We start from the raw sequence: 21,342 nt of genomic DNA on the forward strand, positions 1-21,342 counted from the left end.
ACCCGGCCCCGCCACGGCCTTCCGGTCGCCGGGCGGCGGCGCACCGTCCGGCAAGCTGTCCGTATGCCGCACTTCCGCACCTACGACGCCACCGAGCTGCACTACCGCGTGCTCGGGCCCGCCGGCTCATCGCTGCCGCCCCTGGTGTGCCTGGCCGGCGGGCCGGGCCGGGACGCCGCCTACCTGGGCGACCTCGGCGGCCTGGCGGAGCACCGGCAGCTGATCGTCCCGGACAGCCGCGGCACCGGCGCCTCCCCCGCCGCCGCGGACCCCGGGCGGTACGCCTTCCCGCACCTCGCCGAGGACGTCGAGGCCCTCCGCGCCCACCTGGGCCTGGCACGCTTCGCCCTCCTCGGCCACGACGCGGGGGCCACGGTGGCGCAGGCGTACGCCGCGGCCCATCCGGAGCGGCTGACCCGCCTGGTGCTGGTCTGCCCCGGCTCCCGACTCCAGGGCGAACTCCCCGACGACGCACGGGAGATCTTCGAGGCCCGCAGGCACGAGGAGTGGTGGCCGCGGGCCGCGGTGGCGGTCCGGGAACTGGCCGAGGCGGCCGACCTGGCGCAGGTCCGCGCGCTGCTGCACGACGCGGCACCGCTGGCCTACGGGCGCTGGGACGCACCGCAGCGGGCCCACGCGGCCGCCGAGGGCGCGCAGTTGGGGCCCGTACCGCGCGCCGGCTTCTGGCAGGGCGTGGACGAAGCCACCCGGCGGGCGCTGCTGGCGGGACTGCGGCACACCGGCTGTCCGGTCCTGGTGGTCACCGGCGACCGGGACGCGATCGCCGGGATGCGGGCGGGCGAGCTGGTCGCCGCCTCCTTCCCCGACGCCCGGCTGCGCCCGCTGCACCTCGTGGGCCACTACCCCTGGGTCGACGAACCGGACCTCTTCCGCCCGCTCGTCGAGGCGTTCCTCCACACCCCCTGAGCCCGCCGGCCCGCCGTCCACCGCCCTTACGTGAACCGCGTGTTGCAGCCTCATGGCAGCCCGCCCGCCGCCCTTGCCCGGCCCCCCACCCGGCCGCCTACAGTCGGAGACGCACCGCATCCCGGCCGTGTGCCCGAGTGGTTCAGGGGCTCGCCTGCAAAGCGAGTTACGTGGGTTCGAATCCCGCCACGGCCTCTACTGCCTTCACCAGGCAAAAGAAAAGGGCGGCACCCCATGAGGGGTGCCGCCCTTTTGGCCGTCCGTCTCAGTTCCCGTCTCAGTTCGCCGGTACGAGGACACCGGCCGCGCCGCCGTCGTCATCGTCCGGCCGGTCCGTCTCGGTCTTCCAGATCAGGCCGTCGACCTGCCTCGCCACGTCGGCCCGCACCGCATCGACCATGTGCTGATACCGCGCGGCCATGGCGGTTGTCGACCATCCCATGAGGCCCATGACGGCCCTCTCGGGTACCCCGAGGATCAGCAGGACCGTGGCGGCCGTATGGCGCGCGTCGTGCAGACGCCCGTCACGGACGTTCGCCTCTCCCAGAAGTGCCTTCCACTCGAACCAGTCCCTGCGGTGGGACGGACTACGCCCGTGTTCGTCGGCGAACACCCAGCCGCCTTCCACCCATCGCTTCCCGGCTGTCTCGCGCTCTGCGTCCTGCGCCTTGCGATGAGCCCGGAGCAGGTCAACGAGCTGTTCCGGAAGGCCGACCGCGCGGCGGCCGGCACGCGACTTGGTGGTGGACGTCTCCGGGTTGCTGCGTCGCCTCTGCGGGCAGTATCCGGCCTTGCGCCCGCAGGGCTCCGCGCACCCGTGCGCGTACTGCGCGCGGTGGCGGCTGCGGCGAACCACGAGGAAACCCCCGTCAAGGTCGATGTCCTCCCACTTCAGGCCCAGTACTTCCCCCTGACGCAGTCCGAGGGCGAGGGCAACCGCCCAACGTGCCGAGTTGCGGTGCCGGTCGGCGGCCTTCAGCAGACGCTGGACCTCTTGCACGCTGTAGGGCTCCACCTCGTACTCACCCACCTTTGGGGCCTTGGCCAACTGGACGGGGTTCTTCCCGAGGTGGCCGCGCCGAACGGCCTCGTTCAGCGCGGCCCGGAACGTACGGTGCGCCTGGTGAGCGGTCGCAGCCTTGCTGCCGTTGGCCTGCATCTTCGCGTAGAACGCCTCGATGTGCTCAGGCTTGAGCCTGTCGAGACGGTGAGCGCCCAAGCCGGGGATGAGGTGCTTCCGAACGGCCACGCTGTACCCCACCATCGTGTTGTCGTTGACCGCGAGGGGCGCGACGTTCTCAATCCAGTGCGTCAGCCACGCCTTGACCGTCCAGGGCTTGCCCGGCTTGCGCACGGTCTTGGCGTCGCGCTGCCGCTCCAAATCGCGTACGGCGGAGGTGACTTCCGCTCGCGTCTTGCGCTCTACGTGGCGACGATCGGGCTTACCGTCGTCGCGTACGCCGACAGTGACGCGACCGTGCCACTTGCCATCCTTGCCGAGGTAGATGGAACTGCGGCCGTTCGGCTGTCGGGTGCGCTTCTTCTCTTCTGCCACCGGCAGACTCCTGTTCAGGGTGTCGGGATGGGGACCGGGGCGGCGGGCTGTCCTTGTCCGGGAGTGCCGCCGCCCCGGGCGTCGTCAAGCAGTTGCTCGTTTGGCCGCGCGGCGGCGGGCGAGGTACGCGGCCGGCGCGTCGGCGGGGACGCGGCGGAGACGGCCGACGTCGATGGACTCCAACTCTCCGGAGCGGATGAGCCCGTAGCACGTGGTCCGGCCGATGCGGAGTCGGCGGGCGGCCTCTTCGACGGTGAGGAGGACGAGGGTGGAATCAAATGCGGCGATGTCGGCCGTGTCCATGTAGAGATCCCCTTCGATCAGGGCGAGCTGTCCGAGGTGCGGATTTCTGCGTCACCGCGTCACCTGCGTCATGCACGCGTCTGACCTGCGCGTTTTGGGTGACGCAGAGCATGGGGCGCGCGTCACCGGTGACACAGGCCGTCCGTCACGGTGACGCAGGTGACGCGGCGTGACGCAGAAGGTGGCCGTCTGCGTCACGGTCGTATGCCCAGGTCACCCCGCATTTTTCGGGTACCCGTGACGCAGGTGACGCAGGGTTCCCCACTTAGGAAAAAGAAAGGGGGTGTCTGTGGTGGTGCTGCGCGGCTCAGGGCGTGAAGAAGGAGCCGCTTCGCGGCACGTCCATCGCAGGGCGGCGCCGCCGAACAGCAAGAGGAGCACCCCCGGCCGGTGGTGCTCCTCTTGCTCGTGCGGTCGGGTGTCAGTCAGAACGCCTGCTGCTCGTGCGGGGACGTGGCCGGTGAGCGGGTCATCTCGATGTAGCGGCCCTCCCTGGTGCGGCCCGAGTCGATGAGGACGCCCCGGGCGGCCAGGGTCGGCTGTAGACGCTTGAGACGGTCGGAGAGAACTTTGCCGGTGGTCGGCCACCCCTTGGGCAGGGGACGGAAGTCCTCGCCGGTGTAGAGGCGGGTGAGGCAGTGCAGCCACTCCGTGGAGGTCATCCGCTGCTCTGCGCCCGGTTCGATGTCTGCGGCGTGCCTGAGGACGGTCTGTGCCAGAAGGTCACCCTCGATCACGTCGTCGTTGAGGTCGTCCAGGCTGGCCCGGTAAGCGGTGAGCGCCCCGAAACCGGTCGCCGCGTCGAGCTGCGCGCACAGGTGCGCGAAGTCCGCCATCCGCAGGTCGGTAGGGGTCTCCGCATCGACCGCACGGACCTTCACCGTGAGGTCCAGGAGAGACCCGAGAACCACGGGCAGAACCTCCGCGTACTCCGCCCACAGCTCCGCCTCGGTGCGCCGGACACGGGGCCTCTCCAGCCGCAGCGGCAGGAGCCGTTCCGCGAGGTCGGGCCGGATGACACCCACATCGATGCCGGTCAGCAGCAGGGGGCGACGGTAACGGGCACGGAACACGTCTCCGTCGGTAAAGAGGGCGCGCTTGACGTTCTCGGCGCCGGTGACGATGCAGCACATGGCGTCGGACAGGTCCGGGGTCATGTGGGAGAGGTTGTCCAGGGCGGTGACCCAACCGGCAGCCACCGCCGCGATCAGGTTCTCTTCGTCCTTGGGAGCGCGGCGCAGGTCGCCGCTCATGCCCTCGATGATCCGCACGAGCATGCGGCCCCCGGTGGACTTGCCCGCCCCCTGCGGCCCGGTGAGGAAGGGGGCGGGGACGGGCACGGACGGCCCAAGGCAGCCGATCAGCCAGGCGATAGCCAGGCACTCGGTCTCCGCGTTGGCGAAGTTGCAGAGCCGCAGCAGGAGGTCGATGCCCTTGCCGTCGGTGTCCTTGGCCGGCAGGGGCAGTTCCCCGGTGAGCTGGGTGCGCCGCCAGCACACCTCGCGCGGATCGGGGATGGCGATGTCCCACCCGGTGGGGTGGATGCGGACGGACTGGCCGTCGCTGCGCCCCAGGTCCAGCCACGTCGCCCCGTCGAATCCGGGCGCAACGCGGATATGGACGGGCTGTACGTCCTCGGTCAGCGCAAGTGCTTCGATCAAGTCCAACGCCTCCTTAAGGGCGGTCCCGTTGAACACGCCGTGCCCGTCGCGGAAGAGACCGACCATGAGTTCCTGGCGGTGGCTGCCCGTCGTGCCCTGGGAACGGATCGGGCGGGCCACGGGGTGGCCATTCTTCTGCGCGTACACGGTCCCGTCGGCGGTGCGGAAGTACCGGAAGTGCGCCCGTGCGTAGTCGGTGATGACCTCGCGAGCGGGATTCTTCTCGTCGTCGGACACGGCCTATACCCCCAGTGCGCTGCGGGCGTTGGCCCACGCGTCGGTGCAGTGCCGGGGGGATTCACCCTTGGCCTGAGCGGCGGTGAACAGTCGCGCGATGTGCGCGTCGGTGAGGCAGCCACACCGGCCGTGGGCGGCCAGCACGGCGAGGAAGGTCCGGTAGACGGTGGTGTGGACCGCACTGTGCGCCTCGATGATGCGCTGCTCGGCCATGCAGATGCCGCGCTCCAGGTAGGCGGGCGTGCGATGACGGCACTCCCCGCCCCCGGTGAGGGCGGGCACGGTGACGACGGGCCGTGCAGGCCGGACTGTGGAAGGCTTCTTCACGGTCAGCGCGCGCACGACGTCGGGCAAATCGGCCGCGGTGCCTGTTCCCGGACCGAGCCAACGGGCGTAGGACATGAGCGACTTGATGTCGACGCCGGGCCGGACCGCGTTAGCGGACTGCATTGCGCCCCGGTAGATCCAGTGCTCGCCCCGCGTCGTCGGTACCGTGCGGGTGGCGGGCAGGTTCTCGTGGGCCCATGCGACGGCTGCCGCGTCGTCCAGATCGACCACCGTCAGCTCCGCACCGCCGGGGTGGTAGGCGATGGCCGCCGCCTCACGCCAGGCGGACGACCATGCCGGCGAGGTGAGGACTCGGGGGTCGGTGGTGGCTGCGGCCCAGGCGTGGCAGACGCTGGCGCACTCGCAGGGACCGGCGTTCTTCATGTTCGGCCGGCCGCCGCACGCGTTCCCCTTGCAGGCACGGCAGTTGCCGAACGGGACCTTTCCCGCCCGCAGGGGAAGGACCGGGACGCCGGCCGCCGCGAGGTGTAGTGCGGTGCGCAGGTGGCTTCCGTCCGGGTGATTCGCATCGACGGGGCGTCGGGCCTTGCAGTCAGGTGTCATGCTGTAGGTCTCCTGTTCTGCTACGTCGGGATTGGAGACCGTGGGCGGCGGGCTGTCCTTGTCCGGGAGTGCCGCCGCCCACGGGCGGAGCTAGAAGGGCGGTTCGTTGCTGTAGCCGCCGGGCGGGGTGCGACGCAGGGCGCGAGGCAAGCGCGGCAGGGGCATCAGGAGCCACCGGCGGGTCTCGTCCCAGCAGGTGCAGGGCTCCCAATCGGTGCCGGCGTACTCGCCGTTGTAGTCGCCGTAGTCGTGCGGGGTGCCGCCGTCGCCCGCGCAGTTCGGGCAGGCGGGGCGTGGGGTGTCGGTGAGGACCAGGGATCGGCGGGGCCAGTGGGCAACCTGAATGCGCAGTCGGATCACGGGCGTTGATCTCCTTCTGTCAGCCGTAGAACTTGTTCCGTTTGATGACGGCCTTGCGGATGTTGACCGTCGTCTGGCCGCCCGCCCCGCGGCTGGTGAAGACCTGTACGGCGACCCAGCCGCCGAAGATGACGGCGGCGAGGACGATGAGCTGGTGGATGAGGGCTGCGAGTGCGGCGATGAACGTGGTGAGCAGGATCAGCCCGCCGCACATCGCGCCGAACCCGATGCCCCCGAGGGCGATGTTCACTGCCGCGCGGGAAACCGGCGGCTTGGCAGCGACCGGTTCGGGCTTGGCGGGTTCGATGGCGTAGCCGGTGACGACCCGCCCGTCGGGCAGGACCACGCTCGCCACGGTCGGGGTGGTGCCGGGCTGGACGCGAACGAGCGGTGCCGTGGCGGGCACGGCGGGGGTGATGGGGGTGGGCTGGTGGACTTCCACGGGCCGTTCCGGGGGCGCGTGGCGGGCGGGTTCGGGGTACATGCGGAATCCCTTCCGGTGCCGGGCTGGGGAGGCAGTGACACCCCCTACCGGGAGGCTTCTGAGGGGGCTTTCAGGGGCTGACCTGGGGCGCCTCCCCGCCTCCCCGGAACGGTGTTTTCGCTGATCAAGGCGGGGGATGCGGGGTGGGGAGGCGGTTGGGGAGTTCTCCCCGCCTCCCCGGCGCGACCGAGTGCGCCTCCCCGCATTCAGGAGGCGGAAGCGGAACCGTCTTCGTCGCGTTCGGCGAGCGCGCGGGCGACGTCGTCGCGGCGGACAACCATGCGGCCGTGGGACTTGTACGGCTCCACTCCGGCTGCCTCCAGCACACGCTTGAGGTCGACGAACGACCAAGTGCCGTAGGCGTCCTCGTTGAGGATCGCGAGCCGCTTGAGGACGTCCTGGGTGTGCGAGCGCTCCGCGTCGCCCATGACGTGAAAGATGTCGACGAGCGGGTCACGCTCCTCGCCCCGCTCGATGGCGTGCAGGGTGGTGACGCCGCTCCGCAGCGCCTTGGCCCGGTCGGCGATCGCCTCGGCCGGGTCGTCGTCGATGAAGTGGGTGCGCACCGTGATGGACGACTGCCCCTTGGGCATGTCGATGCCGTCGGAGGCGACGACCAGGGTCCCCTTGTCCAGACCCTGTCGCAGCAGGTGCGGGGCGGCGCCGTCGTCGACGGCCTTGTCACCCAGCGCCATACGCGACTGAGACTCGGTTCCCACCACCAGCGAGGCGCGGGTGTGGGCGCCCTCCCGGACCAGCTTGGGAAGGTTCTGGTCGGTGGGGTCCTGGGTGCCCAGCCACATCAGCACGTCGACCGCACGACCCTGGTTGTTGATCTTACGGACGGCCATGAAGAACCGGGAAGTGGCCTTGGAGCCGCCGTACGGCCGCTTCTTGTCGTCGACAGCGGGGCACATGAACGCCACCTGCGCTTCGTCCACGATCACGATGAGCGGTGGGAAGACGGCCCCCGGGTCTGCGCGGCGCGCCTCGATCCGGCGGTTCATCTCTTCGACGGCGTCCTCCGCCATCTCGGTGACCTGGATGACGTGGTCATCGGACGGTCCCTGGATGAGGACGTCGGCGATGCCGTCGAACATCGCCCAGTCCCCAACCCCCTTGAGGTCGCCCAGCCAGAACTGTACCGACCGGTCCAGCGCCAGCCACAGAGCCAGCGCCCGCAGGGACGCGGTCTTGCCCTGGTTGGAACGGCCGGTGATCAGCAGGTGGCGCTGATACACGCTCAACTCCGCGGCGTCCCCGCGCAGATCCTGGCCCCACGGAGCCTTCCCCGTCTTGTAGTTCGCGGTCAGTGTCTCGTCCGTGACCAGCGGGGACGGGCCGATCGGCTCGTCCAGCGCGCCGGAGTCGGCGATCCACAGCCGGACCGTGCGGGCTGCGGTCGGGATGGTGATGAACACTTCGTGTTCGTGGCGGGTCAGGTTCTCCGCCAGCTTCCTGCGGCGCTGCTGCACCTCGTTCGTCGACACCCCCGAGGGCAAGGTGACGTCGACTTCAACACCGCATCCGGCGATGGTGATCGGGCCGAGCATCGAGGCGCCGGAGTCGCCCATCTCCTTGATGGCGTTGCGCAGCGCCGGCACTCCCAGGTCCCGCAGCGCCTTGACCACGATGGACGGGGTGATCGGCTCCCCCTCGCCGGAGCAGACGTTGGTGGGAAGCGCCCACTGCGGTGCGGCCTGCTGATGCCGCCCCACCGCCCACAGTCCGAGCAGCGCGAACAGCGGCCCGAGGGTGATCGCGTAGGGCCACACCACTTGCACAATGGTGATCATCAGGGCGATGAAGTCGATGACTGCCTTGATGGGGGTGACCATGTCGGTGACGTCCTTGTTGGCAATGGCCAGGACGATGCCGAGGGCGACCAGGGAGCCGATGCCCATGCCGGTGCCGACCAGGGCGCCCTTGGCAGCCTCGACCGGGGAGTGCAGCAGGTCCATGCGGCGACGGTGACGGGCTTCACGGTAGCGCTGCCCGCGCTCCTCCCACTCGGTGGCCGCCTCGTAGTTCCCGGCAGCCTCCGCTGTGCGGAGCATGCGTTCATAGCGGGCGGCGGTGCGGCCGTCCCATGTACGTCGGGCCACGATCCGCGCCCCGCCGGCGACGTAGAGGCCGTGCCGGGCGGCTGCCCGCGCGGCCGTCACGGTCCGCTCATCGGTGACGGCGCGGCGGACAGCACGCCCGGAGCGCACCCACAGCGGACGGGCGCGGGCGGCGCCGGGTCAGGCACCACCGTGAGGGTGGTCACCGTTGCAGGCTCGACGGGAGGTTCGGTGTTCTTGTGCAGGTGCACGACAGTGTCACCCATGATGGGAAGGCTCCTGACTGCCCCTTTGAGGGCGGGAGTAGGTACAAGGAGCCGGGGTGGCCGTGTCCGCGGAAAGAGGCGGTCACCCCGGCACCGGGCAGGGATCTGGTCACCACCAGCCGGAAGACTTCTTCTGGGCCTTGGCGCGGGCGGACTCGGTGAGGAGCCGCTGACGCTCGCTGTGCAGGGCGGTCAGCTCCGCGTTCAGTCGCGTCTCGGCGGCGGAAGCGGTGGCCTCCATCTGGTTCTCGGCACGGCCGGCGCTGCGGCCCCGGGCGACGCGGTAGGAACCGCTGGCCGCCGCGCGGGCCATCGCGCGGCGCTCGCGGCCGTTCAGCGGCCACAACTCGCCCCGGCGGACCGCTTCCAACTTCTTCTCAGTGGACCGAATCTCCCGGTCCAGGCGACGCAGGTCGGGGTTACCCATCAGGTACTCCTCAGCGAGTCGGAGGCATCGAGGTAGGTGCAGAGTGCACAGGTGCCGGTCGAGGCGGGGATGACGTAGCCGGCATCACGGCGGCACTGCGGGCAGGTGCGGCGGGCGGCGTTGGCCTTGGCCAGTGCGGCCCGCCGGGCGGGCGTCATCGGGCGGACCGGCTTGGCCAAGTCGACCCGGTAGAGATAGGCGACCAGCGGCCCCCGGCGACGGCGCGGCCGTTCGAGCTGCGCCACCACCGGCTGCCCACCGGGCCGCAGCCCCCGGGCACGCAGTTGGCGACGCGTGGCGTAGCCGTCCGGGGCAAGGCGCCACCGGAAAACCGGCAGCGCGCCCATCAGGCGGCCACGCGCTTCCACGCAGCACGCAATCGAACCTCGGAGGCGGAGTGCCCGGCCGCGCGGAAGCGGGCGGACATCTCGCGGTAGGACAAGGGCGGTGTCCGGCTGGTGCGGATCTCCTCCACCACCTCATCTAGCGCGTCATCGGTAAGGGCGGGTGTCGCGTCCAGGGCGGGAGCCCTGACCGGTTCGGAGGGGCCCCACACGGGAAGCTCCCACCGGGGCGTGACGCCCAGCGTGACGGGGGTCGTCACGCTGGTCAGCGCCTTGCCGGTCTCCTCACCCGCCCGCGCCGTCTCCAGCGTCGACCACGCCTTGGAGAGCGTCTTGGCGGTCTCGGCCTGGACGCGTGCGACGCGTGCCCCTGCCCCCGTCACGGCCGTCAACCGGGTCTCCTCCGTGGCCGCTTCAGCCCGCAGCCGGGCACGTGCCACGGCCGCCTCGTCCCGGGCTTCTTGCTGGATACCGCGGATCGACTCCAGCGCCCTCGGGGTGAGCGCCGTGCGCTCCCACAGCCCATGGACCAGCCACAGCGCCTTGGCAGCGATCGGCAGCCACGCCACGGCCAACCACGCGCCGGCCGATTGGGCAGCGGTGACCGCGTGGGCAACCAGGACACCAGCCGCCAGCAGACCGAAGCACCAGCCCACGGCGGTCACCGCACGGGAGTGGTCGCCTTGCGCGGCAAGCCGCCGCTCGTAAGCGAGGGTCGCCAACCAACCGCCATCGATCCCCAGGCCGACGACCAGCGCGACCATCCACGGCACAGCCGTGCCCAGCCACATCACGACCACGGCCAGAGTGAGCACCATGGACACCGCCGTCATCGCCACGGCGGGCAGCACGGTCTTCGCCTTCATGCTGCACCGCCCGTCCGCTCGCGCACCTTCATGGATGAGAGCAGGTGAACGGGCCCGTCGGCTGCTGCCGTGTCTTCGCTCCACTCCCACTCGGCACCATCGGTGGGCTCGTAGCCGAGCAATGTGAGGGCAGCCGTCCGGGCGGCGGGCGTCGGAATTTCCGAGCTGCTGAACACGTGCTCCGGCCACGGGTCGGTGGTGTTCAGCAGCCCCACGAACAGACGCCACGTGCCCGTGGTCGACGACACCGACAGCACCGCCGTGTGCACGCGTACGGTCGTGTCGCTCATGCCGCCGCCCCCGCCCCCGCCCGCTGGCCGCGAGCGGCCCGCATGAACGGCACCGTGCGGGTCAGCGCGTCGGCGTACAGGGCATCCCAACCGGCGACCTCGTCACCGGCGTCCTCCGACTCTCGCAGGTCCCGCAGCACTTCGCGAGCCACGTCCCGGCGAGCCCTCCGCTCCTCGTCCGTCTCCGTCTCCAGCGGGCCGCGGAACAGGTCGACGTCGATGCCGAGGGCCAGTTCCACGAACTCCGTCTCGTCTGCGGCCTCTTGGCCAGCGACGAAAGTGCGCATGCGCATGGTGGATTTCTCCTTGTCAGGTACGTCGGGGTGGCGCGAGGCGGTCGGCTGTCCTTGTCCGGGAGTGCGACCGCCCCGCGAAGAACCAGGAGTCAGACGGTGGCGATGACCAGCGCGGCGACCAGCAGCCACAGGTGGTGGAAGGACTGGTCAAGCGCATACGCGCCGGTGCCGATGTGCGGGTTGTCGTCGTGGCCGGCGCGCGGGGTACCGGGCCGGTAGAACTCGCCCTTGCCGGTCACCCGGGCCAGCCACGCGAGCGTGCTGCGCCGGTCGGCCCACCAGTGCGAGACCGCGTCAACCGTGAGCCCGGCGATGGCGCCGACCACCGACAGGTGCAGCCCCAGCAGCGCGGCGGCCGGGATGAGGACAGCAAGCTTCGTGAGCGTCAGAGTGGCGACGTGCCGGGCGTCCGAGAGTCGACCGACCCAACCGGGACGGCCCTTGTGCGCGGACTGGTGCGAGGTCTGCACCCAGTGGTCGCCCACGCTGTGAGCGACGTACAGGGCGATGAAGACGGCGGCGAACGTGGCAGCGTGCATCGGTAATGGACTCCTGACTGCGTCGGGATAGCGAGACCGGGCGCGGCGGGCTGTCCTTGTCCGGGAGTGCCGCCGCGCCGGGTATGAGGGCCGCACCGCAAGAAGCGGCTGGCCGAACGCCCCGGCAGGGAGTCGAACCCTGCCTACGACCATCGGGGCGGTGATGCGGTGTCTCCTTCGGGAGCGTGCTCCCGTTTCAGGCGTATGGAGACGTGACCTTTCGGTCTAAGCCATCCGGTTGACCAGGGATCCGGTTCCCTCGGCCCGCTCTGCCCCGGGCCCCTTGGAGCCGTGCCCAGAGACACAACTCCCGTTTTGTGCGCGCACCGTGACTCAGAAACAGTCCCTTCATCTGGTGCGCACCAGCAGGTTGGCATCTGGTGCGCACCAGAGTCAAGAGACTCCGTCGAATCGAGCGGCGGTTGCCCGCCTCGGCGCACCTTCAGAAGACCAGTCCAGATAGGGGAGCCGGTAGCCAACAGCCCTTAACTCCCGTCGCGTTAACCCCTGTTGACCTGCGACAATGTGAGGCATGCTGGGAAGGTCAGCGAGTGGACCATTACCGGGCGGTGGCCTGTGAGCACAGGACTTCGAAGCGCGCGAACGGCACGCGGCTGGTCTCAGGAACGACTGGTTCGCGAGATCGAGCAGTACGCCCGACGACACGTCACCGACGTTGCATCGACCGCGAGTTTGCGTGTGTACGTGTCCGAGTGGGAGAACGGCAAGCGCGCCATCTCAGACCGCTACGCGGCGATCCTGCGGCAGCTCCTCGGCGTCACAGACGCAGAGCTGCGGGGCGGTCCGCTCGTGGACGCTCCACCGGCTGCCGACGGATACGACGACCTCTTGAGCCGGATCGATTCGGCCAGCAGCGTCAGCCAATCCATGGTGAAGACGTTCAACGATCAAACCGAGCTACTGCGCACCATGGACCGCCAGATGGGCGCGTCCGGTCTCATCGACCAGATGACGGGCCACCTCGCAGCCCTTGAAGACGCGCTCAACTTCGCGGTACTCCCCAGCGCGCGCCAACCCGTGGCGCTTGCCCTCGCGGGAGCATCTACCCTCGCCGCGTGGCAGGCGATCGACTCAGGAGCGGTCGAACGGGCATGGCGGCACTACGAGTTGGCGAAGCGGGCAGCACGCGACGCGGAGGCTCCGATGTACCTCGCCCACGCGATGGGAGAGCAGGCGTACGTCCTGTGTGAGGCTGGCCGGCCGTCCCTCGGCCTCGACCTGGTCCGCGATGCCCAACGCACCTTGGGAAAGGCTGGTTCGCCACGCCTCCGTGCATGGCTGTACGCCGCTGAAGCCGAGCTGTGCGCCCATGCCGGAAAGCCCGACGACTGCCGGCGAGCGCTTGATGCGGCGATGGCGTGCATGCCACCTGGTCCCGAGGACCGCGACCCGGACATGCTGAGCATCTTCCTGAACGATGCGCACCTCGCCCGATGGCGCGGCAACGTTCTTGGCCTGCTCGGTGACGACGACGCGGTAACCAGCCTCTACGGTGCGCTGAAAGTGGTAGATCCGTCTTTCGTGCGAGCGCAGGCCGGGCTTCACGCCGATCTCGCGCAGGCCCACCTCACACGAGCCGAGTTCGACGAAGCGAACCACCACCTCAGGCAGGCGCGGCTGTTGGCGAGCCGCACCGGTTCGGTGCGGCAGCGCCGACGCGTTGACCTGCTCAGCGCAAGGCTGTAGGTCCCTGCTTGCCGCGGCTCGCCAGGATGTGGAGGAGGGCCACGAGTGTTCCTGAGCCCATCAGCTCACCGCGCGCCATCAAGCCCGGAATGTCGGTCAGCGGTACCCATTCGATGTGCCCCGCCTCCTCCAGGTCGGTCGGCGAACCAACCTGTTCGGCGCCGCGACCTACGAAGATCTCGTGAGGAGAGTCGACCATGCCGACCATCGGCTGATATGTGACGACGTGCTCCACCGACTTCGGGCGCCAGCCGGTCTCTTCCACGACTTCCCGTAGCGCCGTGTCTGAGGGTTCCTCCCCCTCGTCGACGATGCCGCCCGGGAGTTCCCAACCCCACTGCTGCGGGACGAAGCGGTACCGCCACATCATGAGTGCACGGTCCTGGTCGTCCAGTACCGCCGTGACGGCTACATGTTGGAGCTTCACCACGTGATGCTCGAAGCGCTCCATCCCTGGCGGTTCCACGTCCCAGAGCTGGAGTTTGACCCAACGGTTGTCGTAGAGGTCCCGCTCACCGTGGATGCGCCAGGGCTCCAATCCCTCGGGCGTCTCGACGCTCACACCCCCGGGCACCCGGTACATACTCCGGCCGTAGACCTCCAAGGCGCCTTCAGACACGAGTCGGCCCAGTACTTGCCGAAGTGCGGTACGACGGATGTCTAGCTCTTTGTCTTCTTCGAGCTTCCGCTCCGAGGGGATCTTGCTACCAGGGGCGTACTCGCCAGAGTCGATCCGCGCACGGATCACCTTGTATGCCTTCGTAGTCCTCGGTCCCATCCGTGGAGCACTCTCCGTTCTGAGGTGGTGCGTATCAGCGTAAGAGACGGGGACGGGATGCGGCTACCGTGCCCCCGCACCCACAAAACGCCTGGTGGCAGTCACCCTCGTCCCGACCTCTCCGTCTCGTTCACCTCCGTACACGACCGTCCGGAACCGTTCGCGAGGCTCCTATCTGCGGCCATGGGAGCGGCTGAGGCGAAGCCGGGCGAATGCAACTTCGTCGGTGATGCGGTGCGTAATGTCGGGGCCGCCCACGCCGCCGGTATGGAGGCGATCGGGTACGCAAACAAGCCCGACAAAGACACGGCGATGACTGAGGCTGGAGATGTGGCAATCGTTACCTCGATGGACGACCTCGCCTGGGCGGTTATGGAGGGCGACGGGGAGCCGGGGGCCGTTCGGGGCACCGCCGTCGGGGCAGTGCCCCGCGCTGGCCGAGGAAGAGCCAATGTGATGGTCACCGACATGGCTACGATGGTGCCAGCTCTGACGTCACTCGGACAAGTTGTTCGACCATGAAGCCGATATCCTGCCGAATATTTCGATAGTCGAATCTAAGGTATTGCAGTCTTGCCACACGAGCCAAGGAGTCTGGTAGGCATCCTTCTTCCAGTCGCTTAACTCCAGACAAGAGTACGGGAATCACTCTACGTTCATTCTTGAACGCCTCCTCAATCTCCCGCAACACCCAGTCTTGCCGAGGCGCAGGGCCACGGGATCCGGAGCTAAATTTCCCCAACCACCCGTCATCCACGACTACAAGCATCACCCCACAGCCAGCCACGGCTTCAAGGATGGACTCCGAGTAATCCGATCCCGGCGCTATAGATCTAGCAGCACGGAAAATTCGATCCTCTCCAAAATGATTCGACAGTAACTCATCCAATAGGGCCGCAGCATAAGCACCACCTTCCCTGCGATAGTTGATGAATATTTGAGACACTTCATCCCTATTTGGACTCAAACTGTTCGCCAACCCTTCCGCGAAGTCCTCACTCCCCAACCTTCGACGCCCTAGGCTAATCGACTACCAAAATGGGTAGTTCGGGCGGAGAGCTGAACCACTTCAAGCTGAGCCCGCAGGACAACGGAGGAGGCAACCTGGTGGGTGGGCAATCCCGTACAAAGCGCCGACAATCGGGAGCAAGCGAACCGAAGCCGTCGATCCCCTGGCAGAGTACCGACGATCCGCTGTCCAGTTCAGATCTGCTGGAACTGACGAAGTGGCACATCGATAGGTACGACCGACTGCGATCTTCCACATCCGTTCGCGCATCTGTATTACTCAGCGCCAACGCCATTTTGGCGACAGGTTCACTAATACTTGTGAACTATCATTTGCAAACCACTGAAGCGCCTCGCACCTTATGGATCGAGTGCACTTTCGGCGCCTTGGCTGTATTAACACTGTCGCTCATCCTCCGCAGCCTCTGGGCCTCGATCAACGCCATCGCGGCACGCAAGACGACCCGAGTCTTGCACTCAGCCGAGATTCCCTCCAGGTTCCTATTCAACTGGGGTGACACTCTCAGGTCCATTGATGGCCACAGCGACTTCTCCAGAAAAGTCACTGGGCTCGACTTAGATTCGATCCTTGGACACGCGGTCGCAGAACTGTGGACAGATATTCTTCAGCACTCGCAGCGGCACCGACATCTCAGATCAGCGATCAACACTTTTCGATATTGCATCATGACACTGTTGGGACTGGCTACGTTCACGTTCGCAGCAGCACTGAGGTGACCGTCTGAGATGTGAACTGTCGGGCTAGGCTCTGGGCAAGTGAAACAGGCCGGACCGCGGGAGCGGATCCGGCCTGCTTCGGCGGACCTTGGCCCGCTAGATGCCCCGTTCGTGCCGGACGGCGCGGCACGACTCATATCCGAGCCCGCAACGAGACGATGAGATCGCCGTGCCCGCGTACAGCGAGGCCTACCCTTCTTTCTGAGCAAGGCCGGCGATAACGGCCTCTGGTGATCCAGCCCAGCCGTCTTCGGTGGGCCAGACTGACGCGATTCCCTGGTGACTGAGCAGCCGCATGTACACATCGCCGATCGCTTCGGTGAACAACGCCATGCGGCGAGGCTGGGAGTCCTCTGGGTAGAGCAGGAAGGCGTAGGTGGCGAGTTGACCGATCGCCTCACGTACGGCGTGGCTGACATTGCCCCGGCGTACCACCTTCGCTTCGATCAGCCAGTCGTCACCATCGCGCCTGGCGACGAGGTCGCGCGGGTGGACGTTCGTCCCGGCGGCGAACCCAGCCTCGGCGAGAAACGCTCCGTAGCGCTTGACCAGTGTCTCGTGCTTGCGGCTCTTCTTGAGCACGCGAGCGGTGATCTTTTGCATGTACTCGTCGTCGCTCTTGGGAGCGAAGTAGAGGAGTGGGTCTTGCTCGCCGTTCTCCTTCGGCTTGATAGTGGTGATCACATCTCGCGTGGTGCTTCGCAAGTCCTCGCGCAGGACCAGAGCGTCCTGGTAGAGCTGGATCATCCTGCGGAGGTCGGTCTTCAAGGCCTCTTCGGTAGGCAGAGAGGCGACCTCGTAGACGCGGGCGAGGATGTTGCCGGCTTCGTAAGCCCGCGGCAGACCGGCTCTGCCACCCAGGTTGATGACGTCCTCCAGCCCTCCCGTCATGTTGCCCGGGAACGCGCCTCGGATGGCCGCGGCCTCGCCTCGGAGACGCTTCTCCGCCTCCCGAACTCCGAACGTCTCACGCAGCTCCGTGACTCCCTGGTTCAAGCTCAGCGAGACCGTCTTCATGTCCTCCGCGAAGAGGTAGACGAGGTACATGCCACGCGTGGCAGTGCTGGTCTCGTCGGGGTCGAAGAACGACACCCACGGGCAGAACGCCCCAGCTCCGTTCCCTGCGCTGCCCTTGATGATGTAACTCGCGGGAACGTAAGGCCCGAAGACCGAGGGCGCCGACCTCAACATCTTCGCGGCCGCGGACCCGGTGCCAGCCGTCCGGTCATACGTAGAAGCGACCTTGTGGAAGTACTCCCGAAGCGTCATGGCGAGGATGGTATGTGACCCCACTGACAGCGAGGCGTCCCAACAGCCCTCTAGAGCACCTTCGTGCTCCGACGGTCAAACCACATGCCCCAAGTGACCCTCAGCGCTCAGGACTTCAAAACCGACGATGGTCAATAGCTCCCGGCCACAGTCGTTGACTACGTCGTCCAGCATCGGCGCAGCGAAGGCTGCGGCGAAAGCCCCCGAGTCCGCAGCGGCGTACTCGTGATGGCGTGCCAAGTAGTCGGGCTTAGTACGTCGGTGCACCAGCCGGACGCGGTCAAAGAGCGCGGTGTCGAGACCGCCGTCTCGGACCCGGCGAATCGCCGTACACATGGCCTCGGTGTAGGTGAGGAAGCCCTCCACCGTCACAGCTACGTCCGGGTGTCCAGCGGCGCGCACCAGACCAGTTCCGGCGAACACACTGGCGGGCTCAAAGACCGCCCGCGCGGCCTCAACGAGCTCCTCTTGGTCGAAGCGGCCGGTGTAACCCACGTCCGTGAGCAGGCGAAGGAGCCGGTTCCGGGCTGTGTCCGACGCGAGCGAATGATCTAACTGTTGCAGCATCCCACGAGCGGCCTCGCGCGCGACCCTCTTGTTTCGCATCCCGTCCTTCAGCCAGGTACGCAGTGCCTTCACAGCCTGTCGGGTTGGGACGTAGTCATCGCCGAAGTACAACCACAGGTACAACGGAATCAAGGCCAGGCTAGGGATCTTGGGCATCTGCTGGCGCTTCTCCAGAAGCAGCAGGAACAACTTGCGCTGGTTAGTTGCGTGGAGGGCCTTGGCTGATCCCCGCCGCCCCTTCGACCTGCGAGTCGGCTTGTCCAACAAGCCTTGGGCAACCCAGTCGTGTACCAGGCGGGCCGTCACTTCATAGCCAGCCTCGCCGGCGTCTGTGACGAGGTCATCGATCGTGCCAGGTTCTGTGATTCTGCTCCAAGACTGCACCGTTGGAAATTACACCGCCTTGACCACAGGCCGGAGCCGTCTTCGATGGCTTGGGCGTAACTGCCCTGCCTACGCTCGAAATTGAGCAGGGAAGTCCCGACTGCATGCTTTGGTCGGCTCAGCCGGCGGTCCCTCCCTGCCTCAGAGCGCGTCCCCACCCAGGCAAGGAAGGCTCCATGGCCGTCGACTCTAGCTCCGCGCCCTCGAACCCCACCCCGAGCAACGCCCAGCGAACTTGGAAGCGACTGGGTTGTACCTTTGGTCGACTCATCGCTACCCAGATCCTTAAGGGAGCAGCAAGCACGGCGGGAGCGGCCATCGTCACCGCGGCTTCATGGTGGCTGAGGCGTCGCTGAACGGTTGCTCAGGAGCAACACGAGACAGGACAGCCGTCTCAGTTTCCGTCTCGTTCATCGCGGTACGCGGTCGTCCGGGGCCATTCACTCCGCCCCATCAGACACAGCGTTCGTACGGGACTGAACGACGGCGAACGCGTCCGGATCGTCCCCTGACCAGGACTGACAAACCTGCAAAGCGAGTTACGTGGGTTCGAATCCCGCCACGGCCTCTTTTCGCGCAGCGCCTCGGCGCGTCGTGCGCGGGCGCTTCGGCGCAGTCGTCCGACGGCGGCCCCGACAACCGCGGGGACCGCCGTCAGGCGCGCCGGCAGGTTCCGGACCGCGGCGCCGACTCCGCTGTTCCTACTGCGAGTTCGGGCCCGGTCGGCTTCCGTGCCGCCGTGTCGCCGGCCCCGTCCCCCGTGCGTTTCGTACATGCCACTCGCCCCCTCGCGTCCGGCGGCGTCTGCCACCGGTCGATCGTCCCGCCGGTCAGCGGCAACGTCGCCCTCGACGTCGTCACCGGCACCGCTCACCGGCGCCGCGTGCGGAATCGCACGCTGAAAACAACCGTAGGTGACGGCACTGACAATCGTCGTGACGGAGAGTGAAATCGCAGGTCGCGGGTGCGCTCAGGTCGACGAGACCGCGCGGCGCGGGGCCGCGGCCGGGGCCGCCCCCGCGCCGCGCGGCGAGGTCACTGCGGCTGCGACATCGTCGGCGTCTGCACCGGCTGTGCCACCGCCGCCTGGGGCCGGATCGGCAGCCGGCCGATCGGACGGCCGGTGGCGGCGCGGACGGCCGACGCGACCGCGGCCGGCGCGGTCACCACCGGCACCGCGCTGGCCGCCTTGGCGCCGAACGGCGCGACCACGTCGCGCTCCTCGACGAGCTTGACGATCCGGATGTCCGGGGCGTCCAGCGCGGTCGGCAGCGCGTAGCCGGTCAGGTCGGGGTGGCGGACCTGGCCGCGGGTGGTGCGGAGGTTCTCCATCAGCGCGGCACCCAGCCCCTGCGTCACGCCGGCCTCGATACGGGCCCGCAGCTGACGGGGGTTGAGCACCCGGCCCACGTCCTGGGCCACCGTCATCTCCACCACCCGTACGGTGCCCAGCTCGATGTCCACGTCGGCGACACAGCGGATGGCGCAGAAGGCGAGGCCGACGAACGCGTCGCCCTGCCCGGTCTCGTCCAGCGGCTCGGTGGGATGCGGCCGGCACTGGGCGGTGGCCCACAGCTCCTTGCCGTCCAGCGCCTCGGCGACGGTGGTGCTGAGCACCCCGTCGTACGAGGTGATCTTGCCGTCAGCGATCTGGAGCAGCTCGGTGGACATCCCGAACTTGTGGGCCAGCGGCTGGAGGAGCTGGGTGCGGACCATCTTCGCGGCCCGCTCGACGGCGCCGCCGGAGACCCAGGTGTGCCGGCCGTGGCAGGCCCGCCCGGCCGGGGGCTGATCGGTGTCCACGCCCGCGACGTGCACCTCGTCGACGCCCAGGGTCTCCTGGACGATCTGCCGTGCCAGCGTGGAGAACCCCGAACCGGTCTCCACCGCCGCGCAGATGACGGTCGCGACCGAGCCGCTGACCTTGACGGTCGCCGTGGACACCTCGTCGGCGCCCTCCGCGCCCAGCATGTGCACCATGCCCAGGGCGTAGCCGACCCCGCGCCGGACCGCGCCCGGTTCGCCCGCGCCCTCGGGGCCGCCCGGCAGCAGCCACTCCGCCTCGGGGGTGTCCTTGGGCAGCTCCGGCAGCGGCGCCTCGGTGACGGCGCGCAGCAGCTCGGCGACCGGGGCCGGGCAGGTGACGGTCTGCCCCGTGGGCAGCAGGTCGCCGGTGGCCATGACGTTGCGCCGGCGGACCTCGTCCGGCTCCAGTCCCAGCTGGGCGGCGAGCTTGTCCATCTGGCCCTCGTAGGCGGCGCAGACCTGGAGCGCGCCCTCGCCGCGCATGTGCCCGGACGGCGGGTTGTTGGTGCGCACCGCCCAGCCCTCGACGACGGCGTGCGGGACGACGTACGGGCCGCAGGCGAACGAGACCGCGGCGGCCAGCGCCTCGGCGGAGGTGTCCGCGTAGGCCCCCGCGTCCATCAGGATCTGCGCCTCCACCTTGACCAGCTTGCCGTCGGCGTCGGCGTGGTGGCGGTAGCGCAGCAGCGTCGGGTGCCGGTGGGCGTGGGCGAGGAAGGACTCCTCCCGGGTGGCGGCCAGCTTCACCGGGCAGCCCGTACGGAGCGCCAGCAGCCCCAGGGACAGCTGGATGCCGGGGTCCTCGCGGTCCGCGGTGGCGCCGGGCACGCCGGTCACCACGACCTTGACCTGCTCCCGCTCCAGGCCGAAGGAGGCCGCGGCCAGATCGCGGTCGCCGTGCGGGTCCGTGGAGGCCGTGTAGATCTCCACCCCGCCGTCCGGGCGCGGCACCGCGAGGCCGGCCTCGGCCCCGATGGGCGCCGGGTCCTGGCGGCCGATCCGGTAGAAGCCCTCGACCATCACCTCACCCACCGCTTCGGCGTCGCCGAAGCGGAGCGGGATGTGCCGGACGAGGTTGCCGTCGGGGTGCAACGGCTCCGCCTCGAAGGCGAGTTGGGGGTCGGTGACGGCCTCCAGGACCTCGTACTCGACCACGATGGCGGCGGCGGCCAGCCGGGCCGTGTCGGGGTGGTCGGCGGCCACCGCGGCGATCGGTTCGCCGTGGTAGCGGACCTCGTCCCGGGCGAACACCGGGCGGTCGGCGGTGCCCCGGCCGTACCCCTTGTCGCCGGGCACGTCCTCGTGGGTGACGACGGCGCGCACGCCCGGCATCTCCGTGGCGTGCCGGGTGTCCACGGAGCGGATCCGCGCCCGGGGATGCGGGGAGCGCAGCACCGCCGCCCACAGCAGGCCCTCGGCCCACAGGTCGGCGGCGTACGGGAAGGTGCCCTCCGTCTTGGCCCCCGCGTCGGCGGACATCAAGGAGACGCCGAGCCCGTGCGCCGGCGGCTCGACGGGGATCTGGACGCCCGCCGAGGGCGTCGCGGTCACCGCGCCGTCAGTCGTTCCACTCATG

20 protein-coding genes, 1 tRNA gene and 1 pseudogene are annotated in these 21,342 nt (G+C 68.7%); 4 read left to right on the forward strand and 18 right to left on the reverse strand.

What is annotated here, in order from left to right:
- Positions 1-63 precede the first annotated feature (63 nt).
- Both B073_RS0132745 and B073_RS0132750 read left to right on the forward strand, forming a co-directional pair.
- Complete coding sequence (locus B073_RS0132745) at positions 64-927, forward strand: alpha/beta fold hydrolase (protein WP_018542301.1); 864 nt, start codon at positions 64-66, stop codon at positions 925-927.
- A gap of 123 nt (positions 928-1,050) precedes the next feature.
- Positions 1,051-1,122, forward strand: a tRNA-Cys gene (locus B073_RS0132750).
- 82 nt (positions 1,123-1,204) lie between these two features.
- Here B073_RS0132750 and B073_RS0132755 read toward each other — a convergent pair.
- The 13 genes and pseudogenes from B073_RS0132755 to B073_RS0132815 form a co-directional block, all read right to left on the reverse strand.
- Positions 1,205-2,482: a tyrosine-type recombinase/integrase gene (locus B073_RS0132755; protein WP_018542302.1), complete on the reverse strand. Its 1,278-nt coding sequence runs from the start codon at positions 2,480-2,482 to the stop codon at positions 1,205-1,207.
- 84 nt (positions 2,483-2,566) lie between these two features.
- The gene (locus B073_RS0132760) at positions 2,567-2,785 is read right to left on the reverse strand and encodes a helix-turn-helix domain-containing protein (protein WP_018542303.1); all 219 of its coding nucleotides are present in this window, start codon (positions 2,783-2,785) and stop codon (positions 2,567-2,569) included.
- Positions 2,786-3,210: 425 nt separating this feature from the next.
- Complete coding sequence (locus B073_RS0132765; protein WP_018542304.1) at positions 3,211-4,683, reverse strand: hypothetical protein; 1,473 nt, start codon at positions 4,681-4,683, stop codon at positions 3,211-3,213.
- 3 nt (positions 4,684-4,686) lie between these two features.
- Positions 4,687-5,574, reverse strand: a complete 888-nt coding sequence (locus B073_RS0132770) for a bifunctional DNA primase/polymerase (protein WP_018542305.1) — start codon at positions 5,572-5,574, stop codon at positions 4,687-4,689.
- A 90-nt stretch (positions 5,575-5,664) separates the two neighbouring features.
- A complete protein-coding gene (locus B073_RS0132775) occupies positions 5,665-5,934 on the reverse strand; it encodes a hypothetical protein (RefSeq protein WP_018542306.1) in 270 nt (89 codons plus the stop codon).
- A 19-nt stretch (positions 5,935-5,953) separates the two neighbouring features.
- Entirely contained in the window at positions 5,954-6,418 is a 465-nt protein-coding gene (locus B073_RS0132780) for a hypothetical protein (RefSeq protein ID WP_018542307.1), read from the reverse strand.
- 206 nt (positions 6,419-6,624) lie between these two features.
- Positions 6,625-8,747: pseudogene (locus B073_RS41930) on the reverse strand (FtsK/SpoIIIE domain-containing protein).
- 109 nt (positions 8,748-8,856) lie between these two features.
- Positions 8,857-9,174: a hypothetical protein gene (locus B073_RS0132790; protein WP_018542309.1), complete on the reverse strand. Its 318-nt coding sequence runs from the start codon at positions 9,172-9,174 to the stop codon at positions 8,857-8,859.
- Positions 9,174-9,521 (reverse strand): RRQRL motif-containing zinc-binding protein, encoded by a 348-nt coding sequence (locus B073_RS0132795; RefSeq protein ID WP_018542310.1) that lies wholly within the window; start codon positions 9,519-9,521, stop codon positions 9,174-9,176. The genes B073_RS0132790 and B073_RS0132795 overlap by 1 nt, the downstream gene beginning before the upstream one ends.
- The gene (locus B073_RS0132800) at positions 9,521-10,384 is read right to left on the reverse strand and encodes a hypothetical protein (protein ID WP_018542311.1); all 864 of its coding nucleotides are present in this window, start codon (positions 10,382-10,384) and stop codon (positions 9,521-9,523) included. Before B073_RS0132800 ends, B073_RS0132795 begins: the two co-directional genes overlap by 1 nt.
- The gene (locus B073_RS0132805; protein ID WP_037813450.1) at positions 10,381-10,674 is read right to left on the reverse strand and encodes a DUF6303 family protein; all 294 of its coding nucleotides are present in this window, start codon (positions 10,672-10,674) and stop codon (positions 10,381-10,383) included. The genes B073_RS0132800 and B073_RS0132805 overlap by 4 nt, the downstream gene beginning before the upstream one ends.
- A complete protein-coding gene (locus B073_RS0132810) occupies positions 10,671-10,961 on the reverse strand; it encodes a hypothetical protein (protein WP_026247944.1) in 291 nt (96 codons plus the stop codon). Before B073_RS0132810 ends, B073_RS0132805 begins: the two co-directional genes overlap by 4 nt.
- A 98-nt stretch (positions 10,962-11,059) precedes the next feature.
- Entirely contained in the window at positions 11,060-11,509 is a 450-nt protein-coding gene (locus B073_RS0132815) for a DUF3307 domain-containing protein (RefSeq protein ID WP_018542314.1), read from the reverse strand.
- Between the two features lie 699 nt (positions 11,510-12,208).
- On the opposite strand from B073_RS0132815, the gene B073_RS0132820 reads away from it, so the two are divergent.
- A complete protein-coding gene (locus tag B073_RS0132820; protein ID WP_018542315.1) occupies positions 12,209-13,216 on the forward strand; it encodes a hypothetical protein in 1,008 nt (335 codons plus the stop codon).
- On the opposite strand, the gene B073_RS0132825 is transcribed toward B073_RS0132820, so the two are convergent.
- Positions 13,200-13,994, reverse strand: a complete 795-nt coding sequence (locus tag B073_RS0132825) for an NUDIX domain-containing protein (protein ID WP_018542316.1) — start codon at positions 13,992-13,994, stop codon at positions 13,200-13,202. The two genes, B073_RS0132820 and B073_RS0132825, sit on opposite strands and share 17 nt — an antisense overlap.
- A gap of 472 nt (positions 13,995-14,466) precedes the next feature.
- Complete coding sequence (locus B073_RS49455) at positions 14,467-14,940, reverse strand: toll/interleukin-1 receptor domain-containing protein (protein ID WP_420706479.1); 474 nt, start codon at positions 14,938-14,940, stop codon at positions 14,467-14,469.
- 92 nt (positions 14,941-15,032) lie between these two features.
- On the opposite strand from B073_RS49455, the gene B073_RS46875 reads away from it, so the two are divergent.
- Positions 15,033-15,740, forward strand: a complete 708-nt coding sequence (locus B073_RS46875) for a hypothetical protein (protein ID WP_158690282.1) — start codon at positions 15,033-15,035, stop codon at positions 15,738-15,740.
- A 189-nt stretch (positions 15,741-15,929) separates the two neighbouring features.
- Here B073_RS46875 and B073_RS0132835 read toward each other — a convergent pair whose 3' ends face one another.
- The 3 genes from B073_RS0132835 to B073_RS0132845 all read right to left on the reverse strand — a co-directional run bounded on the left by B073_RS0132835 (position 15,930) and on the right by B073_RS0132845 (position 21,341).
- Entirely contained in the window at positions 15,930-17,009 is a 1,080-nt protein-coding gene (locus B073_RS0132835) for an MrcB family domain-containing protein (protein WP_158690283.1), read from the reverse strand.
- Between the two features lie 75 nt (positions 17,010-17,084).
- Positions 17,085-17,765: a hypothetical protein gene (locus B073_RS0132840; RefSeq protein ID WP_234025223.1), complete on the reverse strand. Its 681-nt coding sequence runs from the start codon at positions 17,763-17,765 to the stop codon at positions 17,085-17,087.
- Between the two features lie 1,230 nt (positions 17,766-18,995).
- Complete coding sequence (locus B073_RS0132845) at positions 18,996-21,341, reverse strand: xanthine dehydrogenase family protein molybdopterin-binding subunit (protein ID WP_037813452.1); 2,346 nt, start codon at positions 21,339-21,341, stop codon at positions 18,996-18,998.
- Between the last annotated feature and the right edge of the window lies 1 nt (position 21,342).

The sequence above is a fragment of the Streptomyces sp. MspMP-M5 genome, from assembly GCF_000373585.1.
Lineage (GTDB): Bacteria > Actinomycetota > Actinomycetes > Streptomycetales > Streptomycetaceae > Streptomyces.